This window comes from Enterobacter sp. WCHEn045836, from assembly GCF_003965585.1.
GTDB lineage: Bacteria > Pseudomonadota > Gammaproteobacteria > Enterobacterales > Enterobacteriaceae > Enterobacter > Enterobacter dissolvens.
Genome location: NZ_RXPT01000003.1, coordinates 96,120 through 117,729, shown reverse-complemented (window position 1 = coordinate 117,729; position 21,610 = coordinate 96,120). Strand labels below are relative to the sequence as shown.

Annotated in this window: 18 protein-coding genes and 7 tRNA genes; 22 read left to right on the top strand and 3 right to left on the bottom strand. The window is 54.2% G+C overall.

What is annotated here, in order from left to right; translation table 11 throughout:
- Positions 1 to 27: 27 nt before the first annotated feature.
- Entirely contained in the window at positions 28 to 2,049 is a 2,022-nt protein-coding gene (gene nagE / locus EKN38_RS04925) for an N-acetylglucosamine-specific PTS transporter subunit IIBC (RefSeq protein ID WP_014831092.1), read from the bottom strand.
- 328 nt (positions 2,050 to 2,377) lie between these two features.
- On the opposite strand from nagE, the gene nagB reads away from it, so the two are divergent.
- The 12 genes from nagB to EKN38_RS04865 all read left to right on the top strand — a co-directional run bounded on the left by nagB (position 2,378) and on the right by EKN38_RS04865 (position 9,243).
- Entirely contained in the window at positions 2,378 to 3,178 is an 801-nt protein-coding gene (gene nagB, locus EKN38_RS04920) for a glucosamine-6-phosphate deaminase (protein WP_008501061.1), read from the top strand.
- Positions 3,179 to 3,233: 55 nt separating this feature from the next.
- A complete protein-coding gene (gene nagA, locus EKN38_RS04915) occupies positions 3,234 to 4,382 on the top strand; it encodes an N-acetylglucosamine-6-phosphate deacetylase (RefSeq protein ID WP_014831091.1) in 1,149 nt (382 codons plus the stop codon).
- Positions 4,383 to 4,390: 8 nt separating this feature from the next.
- On the top strand, positions 4,391 to 5,611 hold the full coding sequence (locus EKN38_RS04910; RefSeq protein WP_013097570.1) for an N-acetylglucosamine repressor: 1,221 nt from the start codon (positions 4,391 to 4,393) through the stop codon (positions 5,609 to 5,611).
- Positions 5,612 to 5,656: 45 nt separating this feature from the next.
- Positions 5,657 to 6,409 (top strand): ribonucleotide monophosphatase NagD, encoded by a 753-nt coding sequence (gene nagD, locus EKN38_RS04905; RefSeq protein ID WP_013097571.1) that lies wholly within the window; start codon positions 5,657 to 5,659, stop codon positions 6,407 to 6,409.
- 249 nt (positions 6,410 to 6,658) lie between these two features.
- On the top strand, positions 6,659 to 8,323 hold the full coding sequence (asnB, locus tag EKN38_RS04900) for an asparagine synthase B (RefSeq protein WP_014831090.1): 1,665 nt from the start codon (positions 6,659 to 6,661) through the stop codon (positions 8,321 to 8,323).
- 226 nt (positions 8,324 to 8,549) lie between these two features.
- Positions 8,550 to 8,626: transfer RNA gene (locus tag EKN38_RS04895), tRNA-Met, on the top strand.
- A gap of 8 nt (positions 8,627 to 8,634) precedes the next feature.
- Positions 8,635 to 8,719 (top strand) — tRNA-Leu (locus tag EKN38_RS04890).
- A 23-nt stretch (positions 8,720 to 8,742) separates the two neighbouring features.
- Positions 8,743 to 8,817, top strand: a tRNA-Gln gene (locus EKN38_RS04885).
- A gap of 32 nt (positions 8,818 to 8,849) precedes the next feature.
- Positions 8,850 to 8,924, top strand: a tRNA-Gln gene (locus tag EKN38_RS04880).
- A 17-nt stretch (positions 8,925 to 8,941) separates the two neighbouring features.
- Positions 8,942 to 9,018, top strand: a tRNA-Met gene (locus EKN38_RS04875).
- A 39-nt stretch (positions 9,019 to 9,057) separates the two neighbouring features.
- Positions 9,058 to 9,132 (top strand) — tRNA-Gln (locus tag EKN38_RS04870).
- 36 nt (positions 9,133 to 9,168) lie between these two features.
- A tRNA-Gln gene (locus EKN38_RS04865) sits at positions 9,169 to 9,243 on the top strand.
- A 95-nt stretch (positions 9,244 to 9,338) separates the two neighbouring features.
- On the opposite strand, the gene ubiF is transcribed toward EKN38_RS04865, so the two are convergent.
- A complete protein-coding gene (gene ubiF, locus EKN38_RS04860; RefSeq protein WP_014831089.1) occupies positions 9,339 to 10,514 on the bottom strand; it encodes a 3-demethoxyubiquinol 3-hydroxylase in 1,176 nt (391 codons plus the stop codon).
- Positions 10,515 to 10,649: 135 nt separating this feature from the next.
- On the opposite strand from ubiF, the gene miaB reads away from it, so the two are divergent.
- From miaB to rihA, 10 genes are all read left to right on the top strand, one after another.
- Positions 10,650 to 12,074, top strand: coding sequence for a tRNA (N6-isopentenyl adenosine(37)-C2)-methylthiotransferase MiaB (gene miaB, locus EKN38_RS04855; protein WP_013097574.1), 1,425 nt, complete (start codon positions 10,650 to 10,652; stop codon positions 12,072 to 12,074).
- Between the two features lie 163 nt (positions 12,075 to 12,237).
- On the top strand, positions 12,238 to 13,284 hold the full coding sequence (locus EKN38_RS04850) for a PhoH family protein (protein ID WP_014831088.1): 1,047 nt from the start codon (positions 12,238 to 12,240) through the stop codon (positions 13,282 to 13,284).
- On the top strand, positions 13,281 to 13,748 hold the full coding sequence (ybeY, locus tag EKN38_RS04845) for an rRNA maturation RNase YbeY (protein WP_003858677.1): 468 nt from the start codon (positions 13,281 to 13,283) through the stop codon (positions 13,746 to 13,748). Before EKN38_RS04850 ends, ybeY begins: the two co-directional genes overlap by 4 nt.
- Before the next feature lie 89 nt (positions 13,749 to 13,837).
- Positions 13,838 to 14,716 carry a CNNM family magnesium/cobalt transport protein CorC gene (gene corC / locus EKN38_RS04840; protein WP_013097576.1) on the top strand — a complete coding sequence of 293 codons (879 nt, stop codon included), beginning with the start codon at positions 13,838 to 13,840 and terminating at the stop codon, positions 14,714 to 14,716.
- A 5-nt stretch (positions 14,717 to 14,721) separates the two neighbouring features.
- Positions 14,722 to 16,260, top strand: coding sequence for an apolipoprotein N-acyltransferase (lnt, locus tag EKN38_RS04835; RefSeq protein ID WP_014831087.1), 1,539 nt, complete (start codon positions 14,722 to 14,724; stop codon positions 16,258 to 16,260).
- Between the two features lie 401 nt (positions 16,261 to 16,661).
- Positions 16,662 to 17,567, top strand: a complete 906-nt coding sequence (locus tag EKN38_RS04825; protein ID WP_014831086.1) for an amino acid ABC transporter substrate-binding protein — start codon at positions 16,662 to 16,664, stop codon at positions 17,565 to 17,567.
- Between the two features lie 155 nt (positions 17,568 to 17,722).
- Positions 17,723 to 18,463: an amino acid ABC transporter permease gene (locus EKN38_RS04820; protein WP_013097579.1), complete on the top strand. Its 741-nt coding sequence runs from the start codon at positions 17,723 to 17,725 to the stop codon at positions 18,461 to 18,463.
- Positions 18,463 to 19,137 carry a glutamate/aspartate ABC transporter permease GltK gene (gene gltK / locus EKN38_RS04815; protein ID WP_014831085.1) on the top strand — a complete coding sequence of 225 codons (675 nt, stop codon included), beginning with the start codon at positions 18,463 to 18,465 and terminating at the stop codon, positions 19,135 to 19,137. Before EKN38_RS04820 ends, gltK begins: the two co-directional genes overlap by 1 nt.
- The gene (locus tag EKN38_RS04810) at positions 19,137 to 19,862 is read left to right on the top strand and encodes an amino acid ABC transporter ATP-binding protein (protein WP_014831084.1); all 726 of its coding nucleotides are present in this window, start codon (positions 19,137 to 19,139) and stop codon (positions 19,860 to 19,862) included. Before gltK ends, EKN38_RS04810 begins: the two co-directional genes overlap by 1 nt.
- Positions 19,863 to 19,982: 120 nt before the next feature.
- Positions 19,983 to 20,924, top strand: a complete 942-nt coding sequence (rihA, locus tag EKN38_RS04805; RefSeq protein ID WP_014831083.1) for a pyrimidine-specific ribonucleoside hydrolase RihA — start codon at positions 19,983 to 19,985, stop codon at positions 20,922 to 20,924.
- Between the two features lie 56 nt (positions 20,925 to 20,980).
- Here the strand turns inward: rihA and EKN38_RS04800 are convergent, their stop codons facing one another.
- Positions 20,981 to 21,463, bottom strand: a complete 483-nt coding sequence (locus tag EKN38_RS04800) for a zinc ribbon-containing protein (RefSeq protein WP_014831082.1) — start codon at positions 21,461 to 21,463, stop codon at positions 20,981 to 20,983.
- Between the last annotated feature and the right edge of the window lie 147 nt (positions 21,464 to 21,610).

Sequence of the window (21,610 nt, the reverse complement as noted above, 5' to 3'; positions counted from 1 at the left end):
TTAAGGCATGACTCTACTCAGGAGCGATTATTTGCCTTTAATCTCATACAGTGGCGTTTGCCCTGCAACAACCTGACCTTTCGCCTGCAGCACCAGGCCGCTGAAGTCGTCGATGTTGCTGCACACCACCGGGCTTATCATCGAGCGGGCATTGGCGTTCAGGAAATCCAGATCCATTTCCAGAATTGGCTGGCCTGCAACCACTTCTGCCCCCTCTTCCACCAGGCGAGTAAAGCCCTGGCCGTTCAGCGCAACGGTATCAATACCCATATGAACCACGATCTCCGCGCCTTTTTCGGTTTCGAGGCAGAACGCGTGGTTGGTGTTGAAGATTTTCACGATGGTGCCCGCCGCAGGAGACACAACGGTCTTCTCCGTTGGTTTCACCGCAACACCGTCACCGACCGCTTTGCTGGCAAACGCTTCGTCAGGAACCTGCTCAAGCGCGACCACTTCACCCGTAACCGGGGAAACCAGTGCGGCGATGGTGGTGGCGTTGGGTACCGCCTGCGGTTTTGCCGCAGCAGTTGCGGCGGCAGGCGCCTCTGACGCTTGCGCAGCAGCGACAGGGCCAGTCGTTTTCATGGCGTTAGCAATTTTTTCCGCCACAAAGCCCACGATAATCTGCACGCTGGTTTTGTTCAGGCGAATAACACCGGAAGCACCCAGACGTTTAGCCAGCGCTTCGTTTACCAGTGAAGAGTCTTTGACGTTCAGACGCAGACGAGTGATACAGGCATCAATACCGGTCAGGTTGTCAGAACCACCGACAGCGGCAATGTACTGACGGGCCAGACCAGACACGTCCTGATCCTGCGCGCCGCTCACGTTCACGTCCTGGCCATCGGCTTCGCTGCCGGCAACAGCCAGTTCGCGACCCGGGGTCATCAGGTTGAATTTGGTGATGGTGAAACGGAACACCACGTAGTAGATAACGAAGAACACCAGACCTTGTGGGATCAGCATCCACCAGTGGGTCGCCAGCGGGTTACGGGAAGAAAGCACCATATCCACCAGACCGGCACTGAAGCCGAAACCAGCAATCCACTGCATGCTTGCAGCGATGAACACGGAGATACCGGTCAGCACGGCGTGAATAACATACAGAACCGGAGCAACGAACATGAAGGAGAATTCCAGCGGCTCGGTGATACCGGTGAAGAAGGCAGCAAACGCACCCGCCATCATGATACCCAGCACTTTCGCTTTGTTCTCTGGACGTGCGCAGTGGTAGATAGCCAGCGCAGCACCCGGCAGACCGAACATCATGATCGGGAAGAAGCCCGCCTGGTAACGACCGGTGATACCCACAACCGCTTTACCCGCTTCAATGGACTGTGCGCCACCGAGGAAGTTAGGAATATCGTTAATGCCCGCAACGTCGAACCAGAACACGGAGTTCAGCGCGTGGTGCAGACCGACCGGGATCAGCAGACGGTTGAAGAACGCATACACGCCAGCACCGACAGAACCCAGTTTCTGAATGTGTTCACCAAAGTTAACCAGACCGTCAAAGATCACCGGCCAGATGTACATCAGGATGAACGCAACGAAGATCATCACGAAAGAAGTCAGGATAGGCACCAGACGACGACCGCTGAAGAACGACAGCGCTTTTGGCAGTTCAACACCGCTGAAGCGGTTGTACAGTTCCGCAGAGATAATACCGACGAGGATACCCACGAACTGGTTACTGATTTTACCGAACGCAGCAGGAACCTGGTCCGCCGGGATCTTCTGGATCATGGCAACCGCAGCCGGAGAACAGAGTGTGGTCAGCACCAGGAAGCCCACGAAACCCGTCAGCGCGGCAGCACCGTCTTTATCTTTGGACATGCCATAAGCCACACCAATGGCAAACAGCACGGACATGTTATCGATAATGGCGGAACCAGACTTAATGAAGAACGCCGCTAATGCGTTGTCTCCACCCCAGCCGACCGGGTCAATCCAGTAACCGACACCCATTAATATCGCTGCCGCTGGCAACGTGGCGACCGGCACCATAAGCGCACGGCCAACCTTTTGTAAATAACCTAGAATACTCACTTTCTTCCCCCTATGAGACCCCGTTTAAGGCATGTTCTCAGCTCTGTTTTTTATTGTGTCACGAACTATAAATACAGTTGATGATTCACTGGCATTGTGAGTGTGTGAAAAATTAATTCGTATCGCAAATTAAAAGCGTACTTTTTGTGATTTTTGTCACCAAATATCGTTTACCACCCTCCCTTTCACTGGCTAACATCGAAAACTTATTTTATCATTCGAAAAATCAAGACGGATTGATCCGGCCTGAAAGGTTCCAGGTTACGCTTAAATATCAGGTTCCGATCACTATCCGCCCACTCTTCTACTTTAACTCTTGAGGTGAACAATGAGACTGATTCCCCTGGCAACTGCTGAACAAGTCGGTAAATGGGCCGCTCGCCATATCGTTAACCGTATTAACGCGTTCAAGCCGACCGCCGATCGTCCTTTCGTACTGGGTCTTCCAACAGGCGGCACGCCGCTGACCGCGTATAAGGCTCTGGTTGAGATGCACAAAGCAGGCCAGGTTAGCTTCAAGCATGTTGTCACCTTCAATATGGACGAATATGTCGGCTTACCGAAGGACCATCCAGAAAGCTACCATAGCTTTATGCACCGCAATTTCTTTGATCACGTTGATATTCCAGCTGAAAATATTAACCTGCTGAATGGAAACGCGCCTGATATTGACGCAGAATGCCGTCAGTATGAAGAAAAAATCCGTTCTTACGGTAAAATCCACCTGTTTATGGGCGGCGTGGGTAACGATGGTCATATCGCGTTTAACGAACCGGCGTCCTCTCTGGCGTCCCGCACCCGTATTAAAACGCTGACCCATGACACGCGCGTGGCAAACTCCCGCTTCTTTGATGGCGATGTGAACCAGGTTCCAAAATACGCCCTGACTGTAGGCGTCGGCACGCTATTGGATGCCGAAGAAGTGATGATTCTGGTTCTGGGTGGCGTGAAGGCGCAGGCGCTCCAGGCCGCCGTTGAAGGCAACGTAAACCACATGTGGACCATCAGCTGCCTGCAGCTGCATCCAAAATCAGTCATCGTCTGTGACGAACCGTCCACGATGGAACTGAAAGTGAAAACGCTGAAATACTTCAACGAGTTAGAAGCTGAGAACATCAAAGGTCTGTAATTGAATAACCGCCTCTTCATGAAGAGGCGGCCGCTTTTTTTAACCGGGGGTCGTTATGTACGCTTTAACCCACGGTCGGATTTATACCGGCCATGAAATTCTGGATGACCATGCGATTGTTATCGCCAATGGCCTGATTGAACGTGTTTGCCCGCTGGCAGAACTGCCGCCGGAGATTGAACAGCGCTCACTCAATGGAGCAGTGATCTCCCCCGGTTTTATCGACGTTCAGTTGAACGGCTGCGGCGGCGTGCAGTTTAACGACACCGCAGACGCCGTCACCGTCGACACGCTGGAAATCATGCAGAAAGCGAACGAGAAATCGGGCTGCACCAGCTATCTGCCAACCCTCATCACCAGCAGCGATGAGCTGATGAAACAGGGTATCCGCGTCATGCGTGACTACCTGGCAAAACACCCAAATCAGGCTCTGGGTCTGCACCTTGAAGGGCCATGGCTGAATATGGTCAAGAAAGGGACGCATAATCCGGATTATGTGCGAAAACCAGATGCTGAACTGGTCGACTATATGTGTGCCAATGCCGATGTGATCACCAAGGTGACGCTGGCACCTGAAATGACCGGCACTGACGTTATCAGCAAACTGGCCGCCGCCGGGATTGTCGTGTCAGCAGGCCACTCAAACGCCACGCAGAAAGAGGCAAAAGCCGGTTTCCGCGCAGGCATTACCTTTGCGACGCACCTGTATAACGCCATGCCATACATCACGGGTCGTGAACCGGGTCTGGTCGGGGCGATTCTGGATGAGCCAGACGTTTACTGCGGTATTATCGCGGACGGTTTACACGTCGATTACACCAACATTCGCAACGCCAAGCGGCTGAAAGGTGACAAGCTTTGTCTGGTGACAGATGCCACCGCACCGGCAGGGGCAAATATTGAGCAGTTCATTTTTGCCGGTAAAACAATATACTACCGCAACGGACTGTGTGTGGATGAAAACGGTACGTTGAGCGGCTCCTCCCTGACCATGATTGAAGGCGTGCGTAACCTGGTTGAACATTGCGGGATTGCGCTTGATGAAGTCCTGCGAATGGCAACCCTTTATCCTGCGCGCGCTATCGGCGTGGATAAACAGCTTGGCGGAATTGCACCAGGTATGGTTGCAAACCTGACGGCATTCACACACGATTATAAAATTATTAAGACCATCGTTAATGGTAACGAGGTCGTCACTGAGTAAGTAAAAGTATGACACCAGGCGGACAAGCTCAAATCGGTAATGTCGATCTCGTTAAACAGCTTAACAGCGCGGCGGTATATCGCCTGATTGACCAACACGGGCCAATCTCACGTATTCAGATAGCCGAACAAAGCCAGCTTGCTCCCGCCAGCGTGACAAAAATTACACGTCAGCTTATTGAGCGCGGACTGATCAAAGAAGTCGATCAGCAGGCCTCCACCGGGGGCCGCCGCGCAATTTCCATCATCACCGAAACGCGCAATTTTCAGGCCATTGGCGTGCGTCTTGGTCGCCATGACACCACCCTCACACTTTACGATCTGAGCAGTAAAGCCATCGCGGAAGAGCACTACCCTCTTCCGGAGCGCACCCAGGAGACCCTGGAACACGCGCTGCTGAATACTATCGCGCACTTTATCGAAAGCTGTCAGCGCAAGATCCGCGAACTCATCGCCATTTCAGTGATCCTGCCCGGGCTGGTTGATCCGGAAAGCGGCGTCATTCGTTACATGCCACATATCCCGGTCGAGAACTGGGCGCTGGTGGAGGCGCTGGAAAAGCGCTTTAAAGTGACCTGCTTTGTGGGCCACGACATCCGCTCGCTGGCGCTGGCCGAGCACTACTTTGGTGCGAGTCAGGACTGTGAAGACTCTATTCTGGTGCGTGTTCACCGCGGCACCGGGGCGGGCATTATCTCCAACGGCCGTATCTTTATTGGTCGTAACGGCAACGTGGGCGAGATTGGTCATATCCAGGTGGAACCGCTCGGCGAGCGCTGCCACTGCGGTAATTTTGGCTGTCTTGAAACAGTTGCCGCCAACGCAGCCATTGAGCACCGCGTCCGTCATCTGCTGGAACAAGGCTACCAGAGCCGCGTGACGCTGGACGATTGTAAAATCGGCGCCATCTGCAAAGCCGCCAATAAAGGCGATGCGCTGGCCTGCGAAGTGATCGAGCAGGTCGGGCGCCACCTCGGTAAAACCATTGCCATTGCCATCAACCTCTTTAATCCGCAAAAAGTGGTGATTGCAGGCGAAATCGTCGAGGCGGAAAAAGTGTTATTGCCCGCGATTGAAGGCTGCATTAACACTCAGGCGCTGAAGGCGTTTCGCCAGAATTTACCGGTCGTGCGTTCGACGCTGGATCACCGCTCTGCGATTGGCGCGTTTGCGCTGGTCAAACGTGCCATGCTCAACGGGATCCTGTTGCAGCATTTGCTGGAAAGCTAATCGGGACTTATAGTAACGCCTTCTTTTTTTGATGTCGGATTGTTCATGACCATTAAGAATGTAATTTGTGATATTGACGGCGTGCTGATGCACGACAACGTCGCCGTGCCAGGTGCTGCGGAGTTTCTTCACCGCATCATCGACAAAGGAATGCCGCTGGTTCTGCTCACGAACTACCCTTCCCAAACCGGTCAGGACCTGGCGAACCGTTTTGCCACCGCGGGCATCAACGTACCGGACAGCGTGTTTTATACCTCCGCCATGGCGACGGCAGATTTTTTGAAGCGTCAGGAAGGGAAAAAAGCCTACGTGGTCGGAGAAGGTGCGCTGATCCACGAGCTGTATAAAGCAGGCTTTACGATTACCGATGTAAACCCGGACTTTGTAATTGTCGGCGAAACGCGCTCGTTTAACTGGGAGATGATGCATAAAGCAGCCTACTTTGTCGCCAGCGGCGCGCGCTTTATCGCCACCAACCCGGATACGCACGGCCGTGGTTTCTATCCGGCCTGCGGCGCACTGTGCGCCGGTATCGAAAAAATCTCCGGTCGTAAGCCGTTTGTTGTCGGCAAACCGAGCCCGTGGATCATTCGTGCCGCGCTGAACACGATGCAGGCCCACTCTGAAGAGACCGTGATTGTCGGTGATAACCTGCGCACCGATATTCTGGCAGGTTTCCAGGCGGGTCTGGAAACCATTCTGGTGCTCTCCGGTGTCTCTCAGCTCGATGACATTGATTCGATGCCGTTCCGGCCGAGCTGGATATACCCCTCCGTCGACGAAATTGACATTATTTGATTCAGAACCACGCCTCAGGGCGTGGTTTTTCATTTATAGCCCCCACAAACAAAACCCCATCTAACAAAAACGTCAATTCATTGCATAATCATCAATAAAACTGTTTATGACATACTCTTTTTTCAACATTCTGCAATCACCATTGCACTATTTCCGTTTAACACCGTAAAACCCTTGCGCGCCCTGCCCCTTTGCGGCATTTTCATAAGCAAGCAACATTACAAAGCAACAGGGTTAACGGAGAAGGTTATGTGTTCAATTTTTGGCGTACTGGATATTAAAACTGACGCGGGCGAACTGCGTAAAAAAGCACTCGAACTGTCCCGCCTGATGCGCCATCGCGGCCCGGACTGGTCTGGCGTCTACGCCAGCGACAAAGCAATTCTGGCGCACGAACGCCTGTCGATTGTTGACGTCAACGCCGGTGCACAGCCGCTGTATAACGAGAAAAAAACACACGCGCTGGCTGTCAACGGTGAAATCTATAACCATCAGGCACTGCGTGCGGAGTATGGCGATCGCTACGCCTTCCAGACCGGCTCTGATTGTGAAGTTATTCTGGCGCTGTATCAGGAAAAAGGCCCCGAGTTCCTGGACGACCTGCAGGGCATGTTTGCATTCGCCCTGTACGACAGCGAAAAAGACGCGTACCTGATTGGCCGCGACCATATTGGTATTATCCCGCTGTACATGGGCCATGATGAACACGGCAACTTCTATGTTGCGTCTGAAATGAAAGCGCTGGTACCGGTGTGCCGCACCATTAAAGAGTTCCCGGCAGGCAGCTACCTGTGGAGTAAAGAGGGTGAGATCCGCTCTTACTACCAGCGCGACTGGTTCGACTATGACGCGGTAAAAGACAACGTCACGGACAAAGCCGAACTGCGTCAGGCGCTGGAAGATTCCGTTAAGAGCCACCTGATGTCAGACGTACCTTACGGTGTGCTGCTCTCCGGCGGTCTGGACTCCTCCGTCATTTCCGCCATCACCAAGAAGTTTGCGGCTCGCCGCGTGGAAGATCAGGAACGCTCTGAAGCCTGGTGGCCTCAGCTGCACTCCTTTGCCGTGGGTCTGGAAGGCGCTCCGGATCTGAAAGCCGCGCAGGAAGTGGCGAACCACCTCGGCACCGTGCACCATGAGATTCATTTCACCGTGCAGGAAGGTCTGGATGCGATCCGCGACGTGATCTATCACATTGAAACCTATGATGTGACGACCATTCGCGCTTCCACCCCTATGTACCTGATGTCGCGTAAGATTAAGGCGATGGGCATCAAGATGGTGCTGTCAGGTGAAGGTTCTGATGAAGTATTTGGCGGCTACCTGTATTTCCACAAAGCGCCGAACGCGAAAGAGCTGCATGAAGAGACGGTGCGTAAACTGCAGGCGCTGCACATGTTTGACTGTGCACGTGCTAACAAGGCGATGTCGGCATGGGGTGTGGAAGCGCGCGTTCCGTTCCTGGATAAGAAATTCCTTGATGTGGCCATGCGCATCAACCCGCAGGACAAAATGTGCGGCAACGGCAAAATGGAAAAACATATCCTGCGCGAATGTTTTGAATCCTACCTGCCAGCCAGCGTGGCGTGGCGTCAGAAAGAGCAGTTCTCTGATGGTGTCGGTTACAGCTGGATCGACACCCTGAAAGAGGTGGCGGCGAAACAGGTTTCAGACCAGCAACTGGAAACGGCAAGCTTCCGCTTCCCCTACAACACGCCGGGCTCTAAAGAAGCGTATCTGTACCGTGAGATCTTCGAAGAGCTGTTCCCGGTACCGAGCGCTGCCGAGTGTGTGCCTGGCGGTCCGTCAGTTGCCTGCTCCTCAGCGAAAGCCATTGAATGGGATGAATCTTTCAAAGCGATGAACGATCCATCAGGACGTGCGGTCGGCGTTCACCAGTCCGCCTATAAATAACCTGTAATTTCAACATCAGGCCCTGCGGGGCCTGTTTTTTTTTGCCTCACATTTCCCCCGCTAAAACCGATTAATAACCAATAATTGCCGAATATTCGGTCACGCTGTTCGCAACCTAACCAAACAGTCACATTCCGGCCATTTTCGTTGAAAAAGGTGTTGACGCTGCAAGGGTCTATACGCATAATGCGCCCCGCAACGCCGATAAGGTAACGCGAAAAAAGATGGCTACGTAGCTCAGTTGGTTAGAGCACATCACTCATAATGATGGGGTCACAGGTTCGAATCCCGTCGTAGCCACCATCTTTTTTGCGGGAGTGGCGAAATTGGTAGACGCACCAGATTTAGGTTCTGGCGCCGCAAGGTGTGCGAGTTCAAGTCTCGCCTCCCGCACCATTCCCAGGACAGCGTTGCACGGATGGGGTATCGCCAAGCGGTAAGGCACCGGTTTTTGATACCGGCATTCCCTGGTTCGAATCCAGGTACCCCAGCCATATTTCTTCGATTTTGCGGTTCTCCGCGGTATTGGGGTATCGCCAAGCGGTAAGGCACCGGTTTTTGATACCGGCATTCCCTGGTTCGAATCCAGGTACCCCAGCCATCGAAGAACGCAGTACTGGCTACGTAGCTCAGTTGGTTAGAGCACATCACTCATAATGATGGGGTCACAGGTTCGAATCCCGTCGTAGCCACCAAATTAAGATTATCGATTGTAATCGGTAATAAAAAATTGTTGGGGTATCGCCAAGCGGTAAGGCACCGGATTCTGATTCCGGCATTCCGAGGTTCGAATCCTCGTACCCCAGCCAATTTAAAAAGTCGTTAAGCAGTACGTTTAACGCAATTGGGGTGTCGCCAAGCGGTAAGGCTCTGGTTTCTGATACCAGCATTCCGGGGTTCGAATCCCTGCACCCCAGCCACTTAAAACAAACAAGCCCGCTCTGCGGGCTTATTTGTTTTTGTTGCTCAGAATAGTGCCCCTGATGCCCTCTCCCACGGGGAGAGGGAATAAAGATTAGAGCCCCAGGGCGTATTTCAGAGCCTGACGTTTCAAACCACCGGCGCGTTCCGCCGCCATCAATCCAATGTTACGCAGAATACGCACCGGCGCTAAGTCATTGCTGAATCCGGCATAGAACAGATCCATCCCCGACTGCATGATGAAGTTATCCGCCATACGTCGCGTCTGGTAGCGCTTGAGTACGTGATGGCTTGACCAGGCCTCCGCGTGAGCGCGTGCATTGCCCAGCACATCCAGTAAAGCGTCAACGTCACGATACCCCAGATTCACCCCCTGACCCGCCAGCGGATGAATGGTATGCGCCGCATCGCCCACCAGCGCCAGCCCTTCACGGGCATACTGCAACGCGTGGCGCCGTGTGAGGGGGAACGCCCCTGCGGCAACCGGCGTGACGTATCCCAGACGAGCCGGGAAGTGTTGCAGGATTTCACGCTGCAACTGCGCCATTGAAAGCCCCTGCAACTGGCGGATGCGCGCCGGTTTGTCATACCACACCAGCGACGCCCAGTTATCAAACAGCGGTAAAAAGGCATGCGGGCCATTCGGGGTAAAGTGCTGCCAGGTACTCTCTCCCGGCGCGTTCTCGCACTGAACGGTGATCAGCATACAAGACTGCTCATACTGCCAGGCATGAACGCCGATACCCGCCATCTGTCTGACCTGCGAGTGAGCACCGTCAGCCCCAATGACCAGTTTTACAGCCAGTTCATCGCCACTGTCGAGCGTCAGCGTATAGCCGCTATCATGAGGATGCAGCGCCTTCAGCGACGCAGGGACACGCAGCGTCACCTTCGGATGCGCCTCCAGCGCCTGCCAGAGCGCCCGCTGGAGGACGTTGTTTTCCACCATATAGCCCAGACGTGGCAGCTTCAGCTCGGCGGCATCAAACGCGACGTGGGCATTTTCCCATTCCCAGGTTTCGAGGCGACTGTAAGGGTGAGCCCGCATATCGAGCACCGCCTCCCAGACGCCCAGCCCGCGAAGCAGATCGACAGAGGCCGCGCTGATGGCGGAAATGCGGACATCCGGCTTTGCCGTCGGGTCAAACTCAGCCGGTGCCGCCTGCTCAATAACCGTTACCTCAAATCCCTGCTGCGCCAGCCCCAGCGCCAGCGCGCCGCCGACCATACCGCCGCCGACAACGGCTATTTCGGTGTGTTGGAGTGTCATGGTCACTTTTCCTTATTGGAGAATCCCTTAAGTTTACCGGATTTTTGCGGTCCTGAGACGCATAACCTTCATACTGGTCACAACCCCACCAAAGCATTACAATACACGGCTTGCAATCCTGAGCTGAGCAAGTCGATGACTAAAAAACTCCATATAAAAACCTGGGGCTGTCAGATGAACGAATACGATTCATCCAAGATGGCCGATCTGCTGGATACCACCCACGGATACCAGCTGACTGAAAATGCGAAAGAAGCCGATGTGCTGCTGCTGAATACCTGCTCCATTCGTGAAAAAGCGCAGGAAAAAGTCTTTCACGTGTTAGGTCGCTGGAAACTTCTCAAACGAAAAAATCCGGACCTGATCATCGGTGTGGGTGGCTGCGTCGCGTCGCAGGAAGGTAAGCTGATCCGCCAGAGAGCCCCCTATGTGGATATTGTCTTTGGCCCACAGACCCTGCACCGCCTGCCTGAGATGATCAATAAAGTGCGTGGCGATCGTAGTCCGGTTGTTGATGTCAGCTTCCCGGAGATCGAAAAATTTGACCGTCTGCCCGAGCCGCGCGCGGATGGCCCGACGGCGTTTGTCTCCATCATGGAAGGCTGCAACAAATATTGCACCTACTGCGTAGTGCCGTATACGCGCGGTGAAGAAGTAAGCCGCCCGGCAGACGATATTCTGTTCGAAATCGCACAGCTTGCCGCACAGGGCGTACGCGAGGTGAACCTGCTGGGTCAGAACGTTAACGCCTGGCGTGGTGAGAACTACGACGGCACCACTGGCAGCTTTGCAGAGCTGCTGCGCCTGGTGGCCGCGATTGACGGTATCGATCGTATTCGCTTTACCACCAGCCATCCAATGGAATTCACCGACGATATTATCGACGTTTACCGCGATACGCCGGAGCTGGTGAGCTTCCTGCATTTGCCGATTCAGTGCGGCTCTGACCGCGTGCTGAACCTGATGGGGCGTCCGCATACGGTGCTGGAGTACAAATCTACCATTCGTAAGCTGCGTGAAGCGCGCCCGGATATCCAGATAAGCTCCGACTTTATCGTTGGCTTCCCTGGTGAAACCGCTGACGACTTCGAACGCACCATGAAGCTCATCGGCGAAGTGAATTTTGACGTCAGCTACAGCTTCATCTTCTCTGCGCGTCCTGGCACACCTGCGGCCGATATGGTTGACGATGTCCCGGAAGAAGAGAAAAAACAGCGTCTGTACATTCTGCAGGAGCGTATCAACCAGCAGGCAAACGCCTGGAGCCGCCGTATGCTCGGCACTGTCCAACGTATTCTGGTGGAAGGTACCTCCCGCAAGAGCATCATGGAGCTGTCCGGCCGTACCGAAAACAACCGCGTGGTGAATTTCGAAGGCACACCGGACATGATCGGTAAATTTGTGGACGTTGAGATTGTGGAAGTGCTGACCAACTCGCTGCGCGGGAAGCTGGTGCGCACCGAAGATGAGATGGGTCTGCGCATTGCGCAATCGCCTGAATCCGTGATTTCCCGCACCCGCAAAGAAAACGATTCTGGCGTACGAGTTTACCAGCCATAATCCTTCAGGCCTGCCTTCCCGGCAGGCCTTGTATTTCCTCTCATCGCCCCCAATATCTTCCGCAACGCTTGCGCCTTTTTTCCATGGCGTGAATAATTTCGGTAATGACCGTTTTATTACGCCTGAGGGCGCCGGGCCAGTTAACCAATCAAAGAGGAACAGTTTGAACATAGACACGCTTGAAATTAGCCTAACGCCCGCAGACAACGCTCGCCTGCTGAGCCTGTGCGGGCCGTTTGATGACAACATCAAACAACTGGAGCGACGTCTGGGTATCGAAATCAATCGTCGCGATAATCATTTCAAACTCACCGGACGCCCTATCTGCGTCAATGCGGCTGCGGACATTCTGCGTAACCTGTATGTTGATACCGCCCCGATGCGCGGCGAAATTCAGGATATCGAACCAGAACAGATCCACCTCGCCATTAAAGAGGCGCGCGTGCTTGAGCAGAGCGCGGAAAGCGTGCCGGACTATGGCAAGGCCATAAACATCAAGACCAAACGTGGCGTCATCAAACCGCGTACACCGAACCAGGCGCAGTACATCGCCAACATCCTCGATCATGACATCACCTTCGGCGTGGGCCCGGCGGGTACAGGTAAAACCTATCTGGCCGTTGCCGCTGCAGTTGATGCGCTGGAACGCCAGGAGATCCGTCGTATTCTGCTGACCCGCCCTGCTGTTGAAGCCGGTGAAAAACTCGGCTTCCTGCCGGGAGACCTGAGTCAGAAGGTGGATCCTTATCTGCGCCCTCTGTACGACGCGCTGTTCGAAATGCTCGGCTTCGAGAAGGTTGAGAAGCTCATCGAACGTAACGTGATTGAAGTCGCCCCGCTGGCCTACATGCGTGGCCGTACCCTTAACGATGCGTTCATTATTCTGGATGAGAGCCAGAACACCACCATCGAACAAATGAAGATGTTCCTGACGCGTATCGGCTTTAACTCGAAAGCGGTCATTACCGGTGACGTCACCCAGATCGACCTGCCGCGCAGCACCAAATCGGGTCTGCGCCACGCCATCGAAGTACTGGCCGAAGTGGACGAAATCAGCTTTAACTTCTTCCACAGTGAAGACGTGGTACGCCACCCGGTGGTCGCGCGTATCGTTAACGCCTATGAAGCCTGGGAAGAGGCCGATCAGAAGCGCAGGGCCGAACTGGCCGCAGAACGTAAGCGCGAAGCGCAGGAGCAAGAACAGAAATGAGTCAGGTGATCCTCGATTTACAGCTGGCCTGTGAAGATAATTCCGGCATGCCAGAAGAGGCGCAGTTTCAGAAATGGCTGGATGCCGTTATCCCCCAGTTTCAGGAAGAGTCAGAAGTCACGATTCGCCTGGTGGATGAAGCAGAAAGCCATGAGCTCAACCTGACCTACCGCGGGAAAGATAAGCCAACCAACGTGCTCTCTTTCCCGTTCGAAGCCCCACCGGGTATTGAGATGCCGCTGCTGGGCGATCTGATCATCTGCCGTCAGGTGGTGGAACAGGAAGCCAAAGAACAGCAAAAGCCGCTCGAGGCCCACTGGGCGCATATGGTCGTCCATGGAAGCCTGCACCTGCTGGGCTACGATCATATTGAAGATGACGAAGCGGAAGAGATGGAGTCCCTCGAGACAGAGATAATGCTTGCTCTGGGCTATGAGGATCCGTACATTGCCGAGAAAGAATAGTCAGACAACAGACTGACTAACATGCCGCCGCGTAAGGAAATCACGCGGCGGTAAACATTGAACTGACGAGAGAACCCTTAACAAACGCCATGAGCGACGACAATTCACACAGTAGCGACACGACAAACAGTAAAAAGGGATTTTTCTCCCTCATTCTGAGCCAGCTTTTCCATGGTGAGCCCAAAAACCGTGATGAACTGCTGGAGCTGATTCGTGATTCCGGGCAGAACGATCTTATCGACGAAGATACGCGCGAAATGCTCGAAGGGGTAATGGACATCGCCGACCAGCGCGTTCGCGATATCATGATCCCCCGCTCGCAGATGATCACCCTGAAACGTAACCAGAGCCTCGACGAGTGCCTCGATGTCATTATCGAATCCGCTCACTCCCGTTTCCCGGTCATCAGCGAAGACAAAGATCACATCGAAGGGATTTTGATGGCGAAAGATCTGCTGCCGTTTATGCGCAGCGATGCCGAAGCCTTCAGCATGGAAAAAGTGTTACGCCAGGCGGTTGTTGTGCCGGAAAGTAAACGTGTGGATCGGATGCTGAAAGAGTTTCGCTCCCAGCGTTACCACATGGCGATTGTGATTGATGAATTTGGCGGCGTGTCAGGCCTCGTCACGATCGAAGATATTCTTGAGCTGATCGTGGGCGAGATCGAAGACGAGTATGACGAAGAAGAAGATATCGACTTCCGTCAGCTTAGCCGCCACACGTGGACCGTCCGCGCGCTGGCCTCCATTGAGGATTTCAACGACGCCTTCGGCACCCACTTCAGTGATGAAGAGGTGGATACCATTGGCGGGCTGGTGATGCAGGCCTTTGGTCATCTTCCTGCCCGCGGCGAAACCGTTGACATCGATGGTTACCAGTTCAAAGTGGCGATGGCCGACAGCCGACGTATTATACAGGTTCATGTCAGAACGCCGGACGACTCACCGGTGCCAAAACTGGAAGATTAATGTAAATGGCATTTGCCCCATTGCTTGAACGCCAGCGCGTCCGTTTGCTGCTGGCGCTGCTACTCGGAGCCAGCGGTACGCTGGCTTTTTCTCCTTACGATATCTGGCCTGCGGCCATCCTCTCCCTGATGGGATTACAGGGTTTAACCCTGAATCGTCGTCCCGTCCAGGCTGCAGCCATCGGCTACTTCTGGGGGCTGGGCCTGTTCGGCTCAGGTATCAACTGGGTCTACGTCAGCATCGCCCAGTTTGGCGGTATGCCGGGGCCGGTTAACGTCTTTCTTGTTGTACTGCTGGCTGCCTATCTCTCGCTCTATACCGGTCTGTTTGCGGGCATTCTCTCCCGCCTGTGGCCTAAAACCAGCTGGCTGCGCGTCGCCATTGCGGCCCCCGTGGTCTGGCAGATTACCGAGTTCCTGCGCGGCTGGGTGCTGACCGGCTTCCCGTGGCTGCAGTTTGGCTACAGCCAGATCGACGGCCCGCTGAAAGGGCTGGCTCCGGTAATGGGCGTTGAAGCCATTAACTTCCTGCTGATGGTGGTCAGCGGTCTGCTGGTGCTGGCACTGGTCACGCGTAACGGGAAACCACTGGTGGTGGCGCTGGTCCTCTTTGCCCTGCCCTTCCCGTTGCGTTATATCCAGTGGTATACCCTGATGCCTGAGCGCGCAACGCAGGTTTCAATGGTACAGGGCGATATTCCGCAGGCGATGAAGTGGGATGAGAAAGAGCTGCTGAACACGCTGAAAATCTACGCCAACGCCACTGAAGAGGTGATGGGTAAATCGCAGCTGATCATCTGGCCTGAATCCGCCATTCCGGATCTGGAAATTAACCAACAGCCGTTTCTGAATATGATGAACGATCTGCTGCGCGCGCGCGGCAGTACGCTGATCACCGGGATTGTGGATGCGCGTCTGAATCAGCAGAACCGCTACGATACCTACAACACCATCATTACGCTCGGCAAAGACAGCGACTACAGCTACACCTCGACTGACCGGTATAACAAGAATCACCTTGTTCCGTTCGGCGAGTTTGTTCCGCTGGAGTCGATTCTGCGTCCGCTGGCACCGTTCTTTGACCTGCCAATGTCCTCCTTCAGTCGGGGGCCGTATGTGCAGCCGCAGCTGCATGCACACGGTTTTGCCCTGACGGCGGCCATTTGCTACGAGATCATCCTCGGCGAACAGGTACGCGATAACTTCCGTCCGGATACGGACTTCCTGCTGACCATCTCTAATGATGCCTGGTTCGGTAAGTCGATTGGTCCGTGGCAGCATTTCCAGATGGCGCGAATGCGTTCCCTGGAGCTGGCGCGTCCTCTGCTGCGCAGCACCAACAATGGCATCACCGCCGTGATTGGACCGCGGGGTGAAATTCAGGCCATGATCCCGCAGTTTACGCGCGAAGTGTTGACGGCTAAAGTCACGCCAACAAGCGGCCTGACGCCATATGCCCGTACCGGTAACTGGCCTCTGTGGATCCTGACCGCCCTGTTTGGCTTTGGGGCTGTGCTGATGAGCCTGCGTCAGCGTCGCCAATAACCTCACCTCTTCCTGCCGGGTGGCGGCTACGCCTTACCCGGCCTGCATTTCGCTTCGTCGGTCGGGTAAGGCGTAGCCGCCACCTGACAGTTCCCTCCCAAATTTCAATTCTGGCACGTCTATTGCTTTGTTTATTCACGCAAACGCAGTTTGGCTTAACGTGCAACCTTGTCGCACCAGCGCAGATCATCAGTAGCACCGAAACGGTGCAATGAGAGATTTTTGCCTCGGAATGGTGCGGCGCGCTTCGCAAAAATAAACAATAACGCAGCAAAATCTTTACATTAAGCCAGACTAAATGTTAACAAGCTTGCATAACACTGCACTCGCATAGCGCGAGATATAACAACATCACAATGGGTATCAATGCGTCTCTGGCGCTGATAAGAAAGGAGTTGGGTATGCAATTACGTAAACTGGCCACAGCAATGCTGGTAATGGGGATGTCCGCAGGCGTCGTTCACGCTGAAGACGCGCCGGCAGCCGGCAGCACTCTCGACAAGATTGCCAAAAACGGCGTGATCGTGGTCGGCCACCGTGAATCTTCTGTCCCGTTCTCTTACTACGACAACACGCAAAAAGTCGTGGGCTATTCACAGGATTACTCTAACGCTATCGTTGAGGCCGTGAAGAAAAAGCTGAACAAACCCGATCTGCAGGTGAAGCTGATTCCGATCACCTCACAGAACCGTATCCCACTGCTGCAAAACGGCACCTTCGATTTTGAGTGTGGCTCTACCACCAATAACCTGGAGCGTCAGAAACAGGCCGCCTTCTCCGACACCATCTTTGTGGTGGGGACCCGTCTGTTGACCAAAAAAGGCGGCGCGATTAAAGATTTTGCTGACCTGAAAGGCAAAGCCGTTGTTGTGACCTCCGGGACAACCTCAGAAGTGCTGCTGCACAAGCTGAACGACGAGAAGAAAATGGATATGCGCATCATCAGCGCGAAAGACCATGGTGACTCCTTCCGTACGCTGGAAAGTGGCCGTGCCGTCGCGTTTATGATGGATGATGCCCTGCTGGCTGGCGAACGTGCAAAAGCGAAGAAACCGGACAACTGGGATATCGTGGGCACCGCGCAGTCGAAAGAAGCTTACGGCTGTATGCTGCGTAAAGACGATCCGCAGTTCAAGAAGCTGATTGATGACACCATCGCCCAGGTGCAAACCTCTGGTGAAGCGGAAAAATGGTTCGACAAATGGTTCAAGAACCCAATTCCACCTAAAAATCTCAACATGAACTTTGAACTGTCTGACGACATGAAAGCACTGTTCAAATCACCGAATGACAAGGCTCTTAACTAATTAGAACTACAGGGGCGGGATCTCCTGCCCTCTCGATTGTCGGGAAGCATGGACAGACTATACGTTGAGTGGTCGTTCCCCACTCAGCGCGAAAAATGAGCTTCTCACCAATCTTCGAGGGTAGCGCTGCTACCCTTTTTTTTCTGGAGTTTATTATGTCAATAGACTGGAACTGGGGCATATTTCTGCAACAAGCCCCGTTCGGCAACACAACCTATCTTGGCTGGCTGTGGAGCGGCTTTCAGGTCACCGTTGCATTATCGATAACGGCGTGGATTATTGCGTTCCTTGTCGGTTCACTGTTCGGTATTCTGCGCACCGTCCCAAACCGTTTTCTCTCTTCTATCGGCACGCTGTATGTGGAACTGTTCCGTAACGTTCCGCTGATCGTGCAGTTCTTTACCTGGTATCTGGTCGTTCCTGAACTGCTGCCGGAAAATATTGGCATGTGGTTCAAGTCGGAACTGGATCCTAACGTACAGTTCTTTGTCTCCTCGATGATGTGTCTGGGGCTGTTTACCGCCGCGCGCGTGTGCGAGCAGGTGCGTGCCGCTATTCAGTCGCTGCCGCGTGGACAAAAGAACGCGGGTCTGGCAATGGGATTAACGCTGCCGCAAACCTACCGCTACGTCCTGCTGCCTAACGCCTACCGCGTCATTGTCCCACCGATGACCTCAGAGATGATGAACCTGGTCAAAAACTCGGCCATCGCCTCCACGATCGGTCTGGTCGATATGGCGGCACAGGCGGGCAAACTGCTGGATTATTCCGCCCATGCGTGGGAATCCTTCACGGCAATTACGCTCGCGTATGTTCTGATTAACGCTTTCATCATGCTGGTGATGAACCTGGTTGAACGCAAAATTCGCCTGCCGGGCAATCTGGGGGGCAAATAATGTACGAATTTGACTGGAGTTCCATTATTCCTTCCATGCCATACCTGCTTGATGGTCTGGTGATCACCTTAAAAATCACCGTGATCGCCATCATCGTTGGTATCGTCTGGGGAACCCTGCTGGCAGTCATGCGCCTGTCGAGCTTTAAACCGCTCGCCTGGTTTGCCACTGCCTACGTTAACGTTTTCCGCTCCATCCCGCTGGTGATGGTGCTGCTGTGGTTTTACCTGATTGTTCCCGGTTTCCTGCAAAACGTTCTGGGACTGTCACCGAAAACCGATATCCGCCTTATCTCCGCGATGGTTGCGTTCTCCATGTTTGAGGCCGCTTACTATTCCGAGATTATCCGTGCGGGCATTCAGAGTATCTCCCGTGGGCAGTCCAGCGCGGCGCTGGCGCTGGGAATGACCCACTGGCAGTCCATGCAGCTCATTATTCTGCCGCAGGCGTTTCGCGCCATGGTTCCCCTCCTGCTGACCCAGGGCATCGTGCTGTTCCAGGATACCTCTCTGGTATATGTCCTGAGCCTGGCAGACTTCTTCCGTACCGCGTCCACCATTGGTGAACGTGATGGTACGCAGGTTGAGATGGTGCTCTTCGCAGGTGCGGTCTATTTTGTGATTAGTTTAAGCGCGTCGCTGTTGGTCAGTTGGCTGAAGAAAAGGACGGTATAATGATTTCCCTGAAAAATGTTTCTAAATGGTATGGGCACTTTCAGGTGCTGACCGACTGCTCCACCGAAGTCAAAAAAGGTGATGTGGTGGTAGTGTGCGGGCCGTCCGGTTCCGGTAAATCGACGCTGATCAAAACGGTGAATGGCCTGGAGCCTGTGCAGCAGGGCGAAATTGTTGTTAACGGCACCAAAGTGAACGACAAGAAAACCAACCTTGCCCAGCTTCGCTCCCACGTGGGGATGGTGTTCCAGCATTTTGAACTGTTCCCTCACCTCTCCATCATCGAGAACCTGACGCTGGCGCAGGTGAAAGTGCTTAAGCGTGACAAGAAAGCGGCGCGTGAGAAAGGGCTGAAGCTTCTGGATCGCGTTGGGCTTTCGGCGCACGCCGATAAGTTCCCGGCACAGCTTTCCGGCGGCCAACAGCAGCGTGTGGCCATTGCCCGCGCGCTGTGTATGGATCCGGTCGCCATGCTGTTTGATGAGCCTACGTCAGCACTCGATCCGGAGATGATCAACGAAGTGCTGGACGTGATGGTGGAGCTGGCGCACGAAGGAATGACCATGATGGTAGTGACCCACGAAATGGGCTTCGCCCGCAAAGTGGCCAACCGCGTGATCTTCATGGATGAAGGCAAGATCGTTGAAGACTCGCCGAAAGAAGAGTTCTTCGCCAACCCGAAATCCGAACGCGCAAAAGACTTCCTGGCCAAAATCCTGCACTAATCTTCTCAGTGCGCAATCTGCGGATTGCGCACTGCCTCACGCTTTCAATCTCTGCTTCTCGTCGGCGTCACATTGCAGCGTTAACCTTGTCACAAAATAACGCTACGTATGGAGAACGCTATGGCACAGCCTATTATTCTCGATTGCGATCCGGGTCATGACGACGCGATTGCCCTCGTCCTTGCACTTGCCTCCCCTGAACTTAAAGTCAAAGCTGTCACCTCATCTGCCGGCAACCAGACGCCGGATAAAACCCTGCGCAACGTCCTGCGTATGCTGACCTTGCTAAAGCGCACCGATATTCCCGTGGCCGGTGGCGCGGTCAAACCGCTGATGCGTGAACTGATCATTGCCGACAACGTACACGGAGAAAGTGGCCTGGACGGCCCGGCACTGCCGGAACCGGGTTTCGCCCCGCAATCCTGTACCGCCGTGGAGCTGATGGCAAAGGTACTACGCGAGAGTGCTGAACCCGTCACGCTGGTAGCAACGGGCCCACAAACCAACGTTGCGCTGCTGCTGAACAGCCATCCTGAACTCCACAGTAAAATTGCCCGTATCGTGATTATGGGCGGTGCCATGGGACTGGGTAACTGGACGCCTGCGGCGGAGTTCAACATCTTTGTCGACCCGGAAGCGGCGGAGATCGTCTTCCAGTCGGGCTTGCCGATTGTGATGGCCGGGCTGGATGTTACCCACCGTGCACAGATTATGGCGAATGACATCGAGCGTTTTCGTGCGATTGGCAACCCGGTTGCCACGACCGTTGCCGAGCTGCTCGACTTCTTTATGGAATATCACAAAGCCGAGAAATGGGGCTTCCACGGTGCACCGCTGCATGACCCATGCACCATTGCCTGGCTGCTGAAGCCTGAGATGTTTACCACGGTAGAGCGCTGGGTTGGTGTGGAGACCCAGGGGAAATACACCCAGGGGATGACGGTGGTGGATTACTATTCGCTGACGGGGAATAAACCGAATACCACGCTAATGGTGGATATCGATCGGCAGGCGTTTGTGGATTTGCTGGCGGAGAGGCTGGCTTACTATTCTGCGGCCTGATGCCCTCACCCCAGCCCTCTCCCACAGGGAGAGGGCGCAAACAGTTTTGCTTTTATTTAGGGCTCAAACGGCCGACGCTGGAACTGATCGTGCCCGCACTTCGGACACAGGGACAGCACCTCCGGCGTATAAACCGCAATATGATGATGGCATTTCTCGCAGACCAGGTTTCCCAGTCCCACCACTTCGCCACTGTGGTAAACACCATGATGATTCAGATCCTGGAATACCTCGCGCCACTCCAGCTGTGTTTTATCGGTAATATCCGCCAGTTCCTGCCAGAGGCTCTCCTTGATCACCCGCATAAAAACGCTGTCGGTCACCTCGTCCTGGCTCTCCTGGTAACTGCGCGCGAACTCTTCCAGATCACGACGCACGGCGCGCGTCACCTCTTCCACTTCGGTTCGCGTTAACTCACCCGTTTGCGTCACGCGGGCACGCGCCTGCTCCACCAGCGCGTCGATATCACGCTCGCCGTTACGCAGCCGTTCCGTCAGTGTCGCCACCAGTTCGCGGTAAAATTGAGCAACCTTGTTCATCATTTTGCCTCCCGGGTCAGTAACTATTTCTAATAATAGACCTTATTTCATCGCCGCTTTGTCAGGTGAACCACAGACCCGGTAAATTCCTGCAAAGCGCATTTGTGCGAAAGGCTGTTTTGACGCGGGCGTTTGGGCTATGCTATG

Excerpts from the sequence above, each read along its gene's own strand:
- nagB (WP_008501061.1), top strand. The coding sequence starts at position 2,378 with ATGAGACTGATTCCCCTGGCAACTGCTGAACAAGTCGGTAAATGGGCC.
- nagA (WP_014831091.1), top strand. The coding sequence starts at position 3,234 with ATGTACGCTTTAACCCACGGTCGGATTTATACCGGCCATGAAATTCTG.
- EKN38_RS04910 (WP_013097570.1), top strand. The coding sequence starts at position 4,391 with ATGACACCAGGCGGACAAGCTCAAATCGGTAATGTCGATCTCGTTAAA.
- nagD (WP_013097571.1), top strand. The coding sequence starts at position 5,657 with ATGACCATTAAGAATGTAATTTGTGATATTGACGGCGTGCTGATGCAC.
- asnB (WP_014831090.1), top strand. The coding sequence starts at position 6,659 with ATGTGTTCAATTTTTGGCGTACTGGATATTAAAACTGACGCGGGCGAA.
- ubiF (WP_014831089.1), bottom strand. The coding sequence starts at position 10,514 with ATGACACTCCAACACACCGAAATAGCCGTTGTCGGCGGCGGTATGGTC.
- miaB (WP_013097574.1), top strand. The coding sequence starts at position 10,650 with ATGACTAAAAAACTCCATATAAAAACCTGGGGCTGTCAGATGAACGAA.
- ybeY (WP_003858677.1), top strand. The coding sequence starts at position 13,281 with ATGAGTCAGGTGATCCTCGATTTACAGCTGGCCTGTGAAGATAATTCC.
- corC (WP_013097576.1), top strand. The coding sequence starts at position 13,838 with ATGAGCGACGACAATTCACACAGTAGCGACACGACAAACAGTAAAAAG.
- lnt (WP_014831087.1), top strand. The coding sequence starts at position 14,722 with ATGGCATTTGCCCCATTGCTTGAACGCCAGCGCGTCCGTTTGCTGCTG.
- EKN38_RS04825 (WP_014831086.1), top strand. The coding sequence starts at position 16,662 with ATGCAATTACGTAAACTGGCCACAGCAATGCTGGTAATGGGGATGTCC.
- EKN38_RS04820 (WP_013097579.1), top strand. The coding sequence starts at position 17,723 with ATGTCAATAGACTGGAACTGGGGCATATTTCTGCAACAAGCCCCGTTC.
- gltK (WP_014831085.1), top strand. The coding sequence starts at position 18,463 with ATGTACGAATTTGACTGGAGTTCCATTATTCCTTCCATGCCATACCTG.
- EKN38_RS04810 (WP_014831084.1), top strand. The coding sequence starts at position 19,137 with ATGATTTCCCTGAAAAATGTTTCTAAATGGTATGGGCACTTTCAGGTG.
- rihA (WP_014831083.1), top strand. The coding sequence starts at position 19,983 with ATGGCACAGCCTATTATTCTCGATTGCGATCCGGGTCATGACGACGCG.
- EKN38_RS04800 (WP_014831082.1), bottom strand. The coding sequence starts at position 21,463 with ATGAACAAGGTTGCTCAATTTTACCGCGAACTGGTGGCGACACTGACG.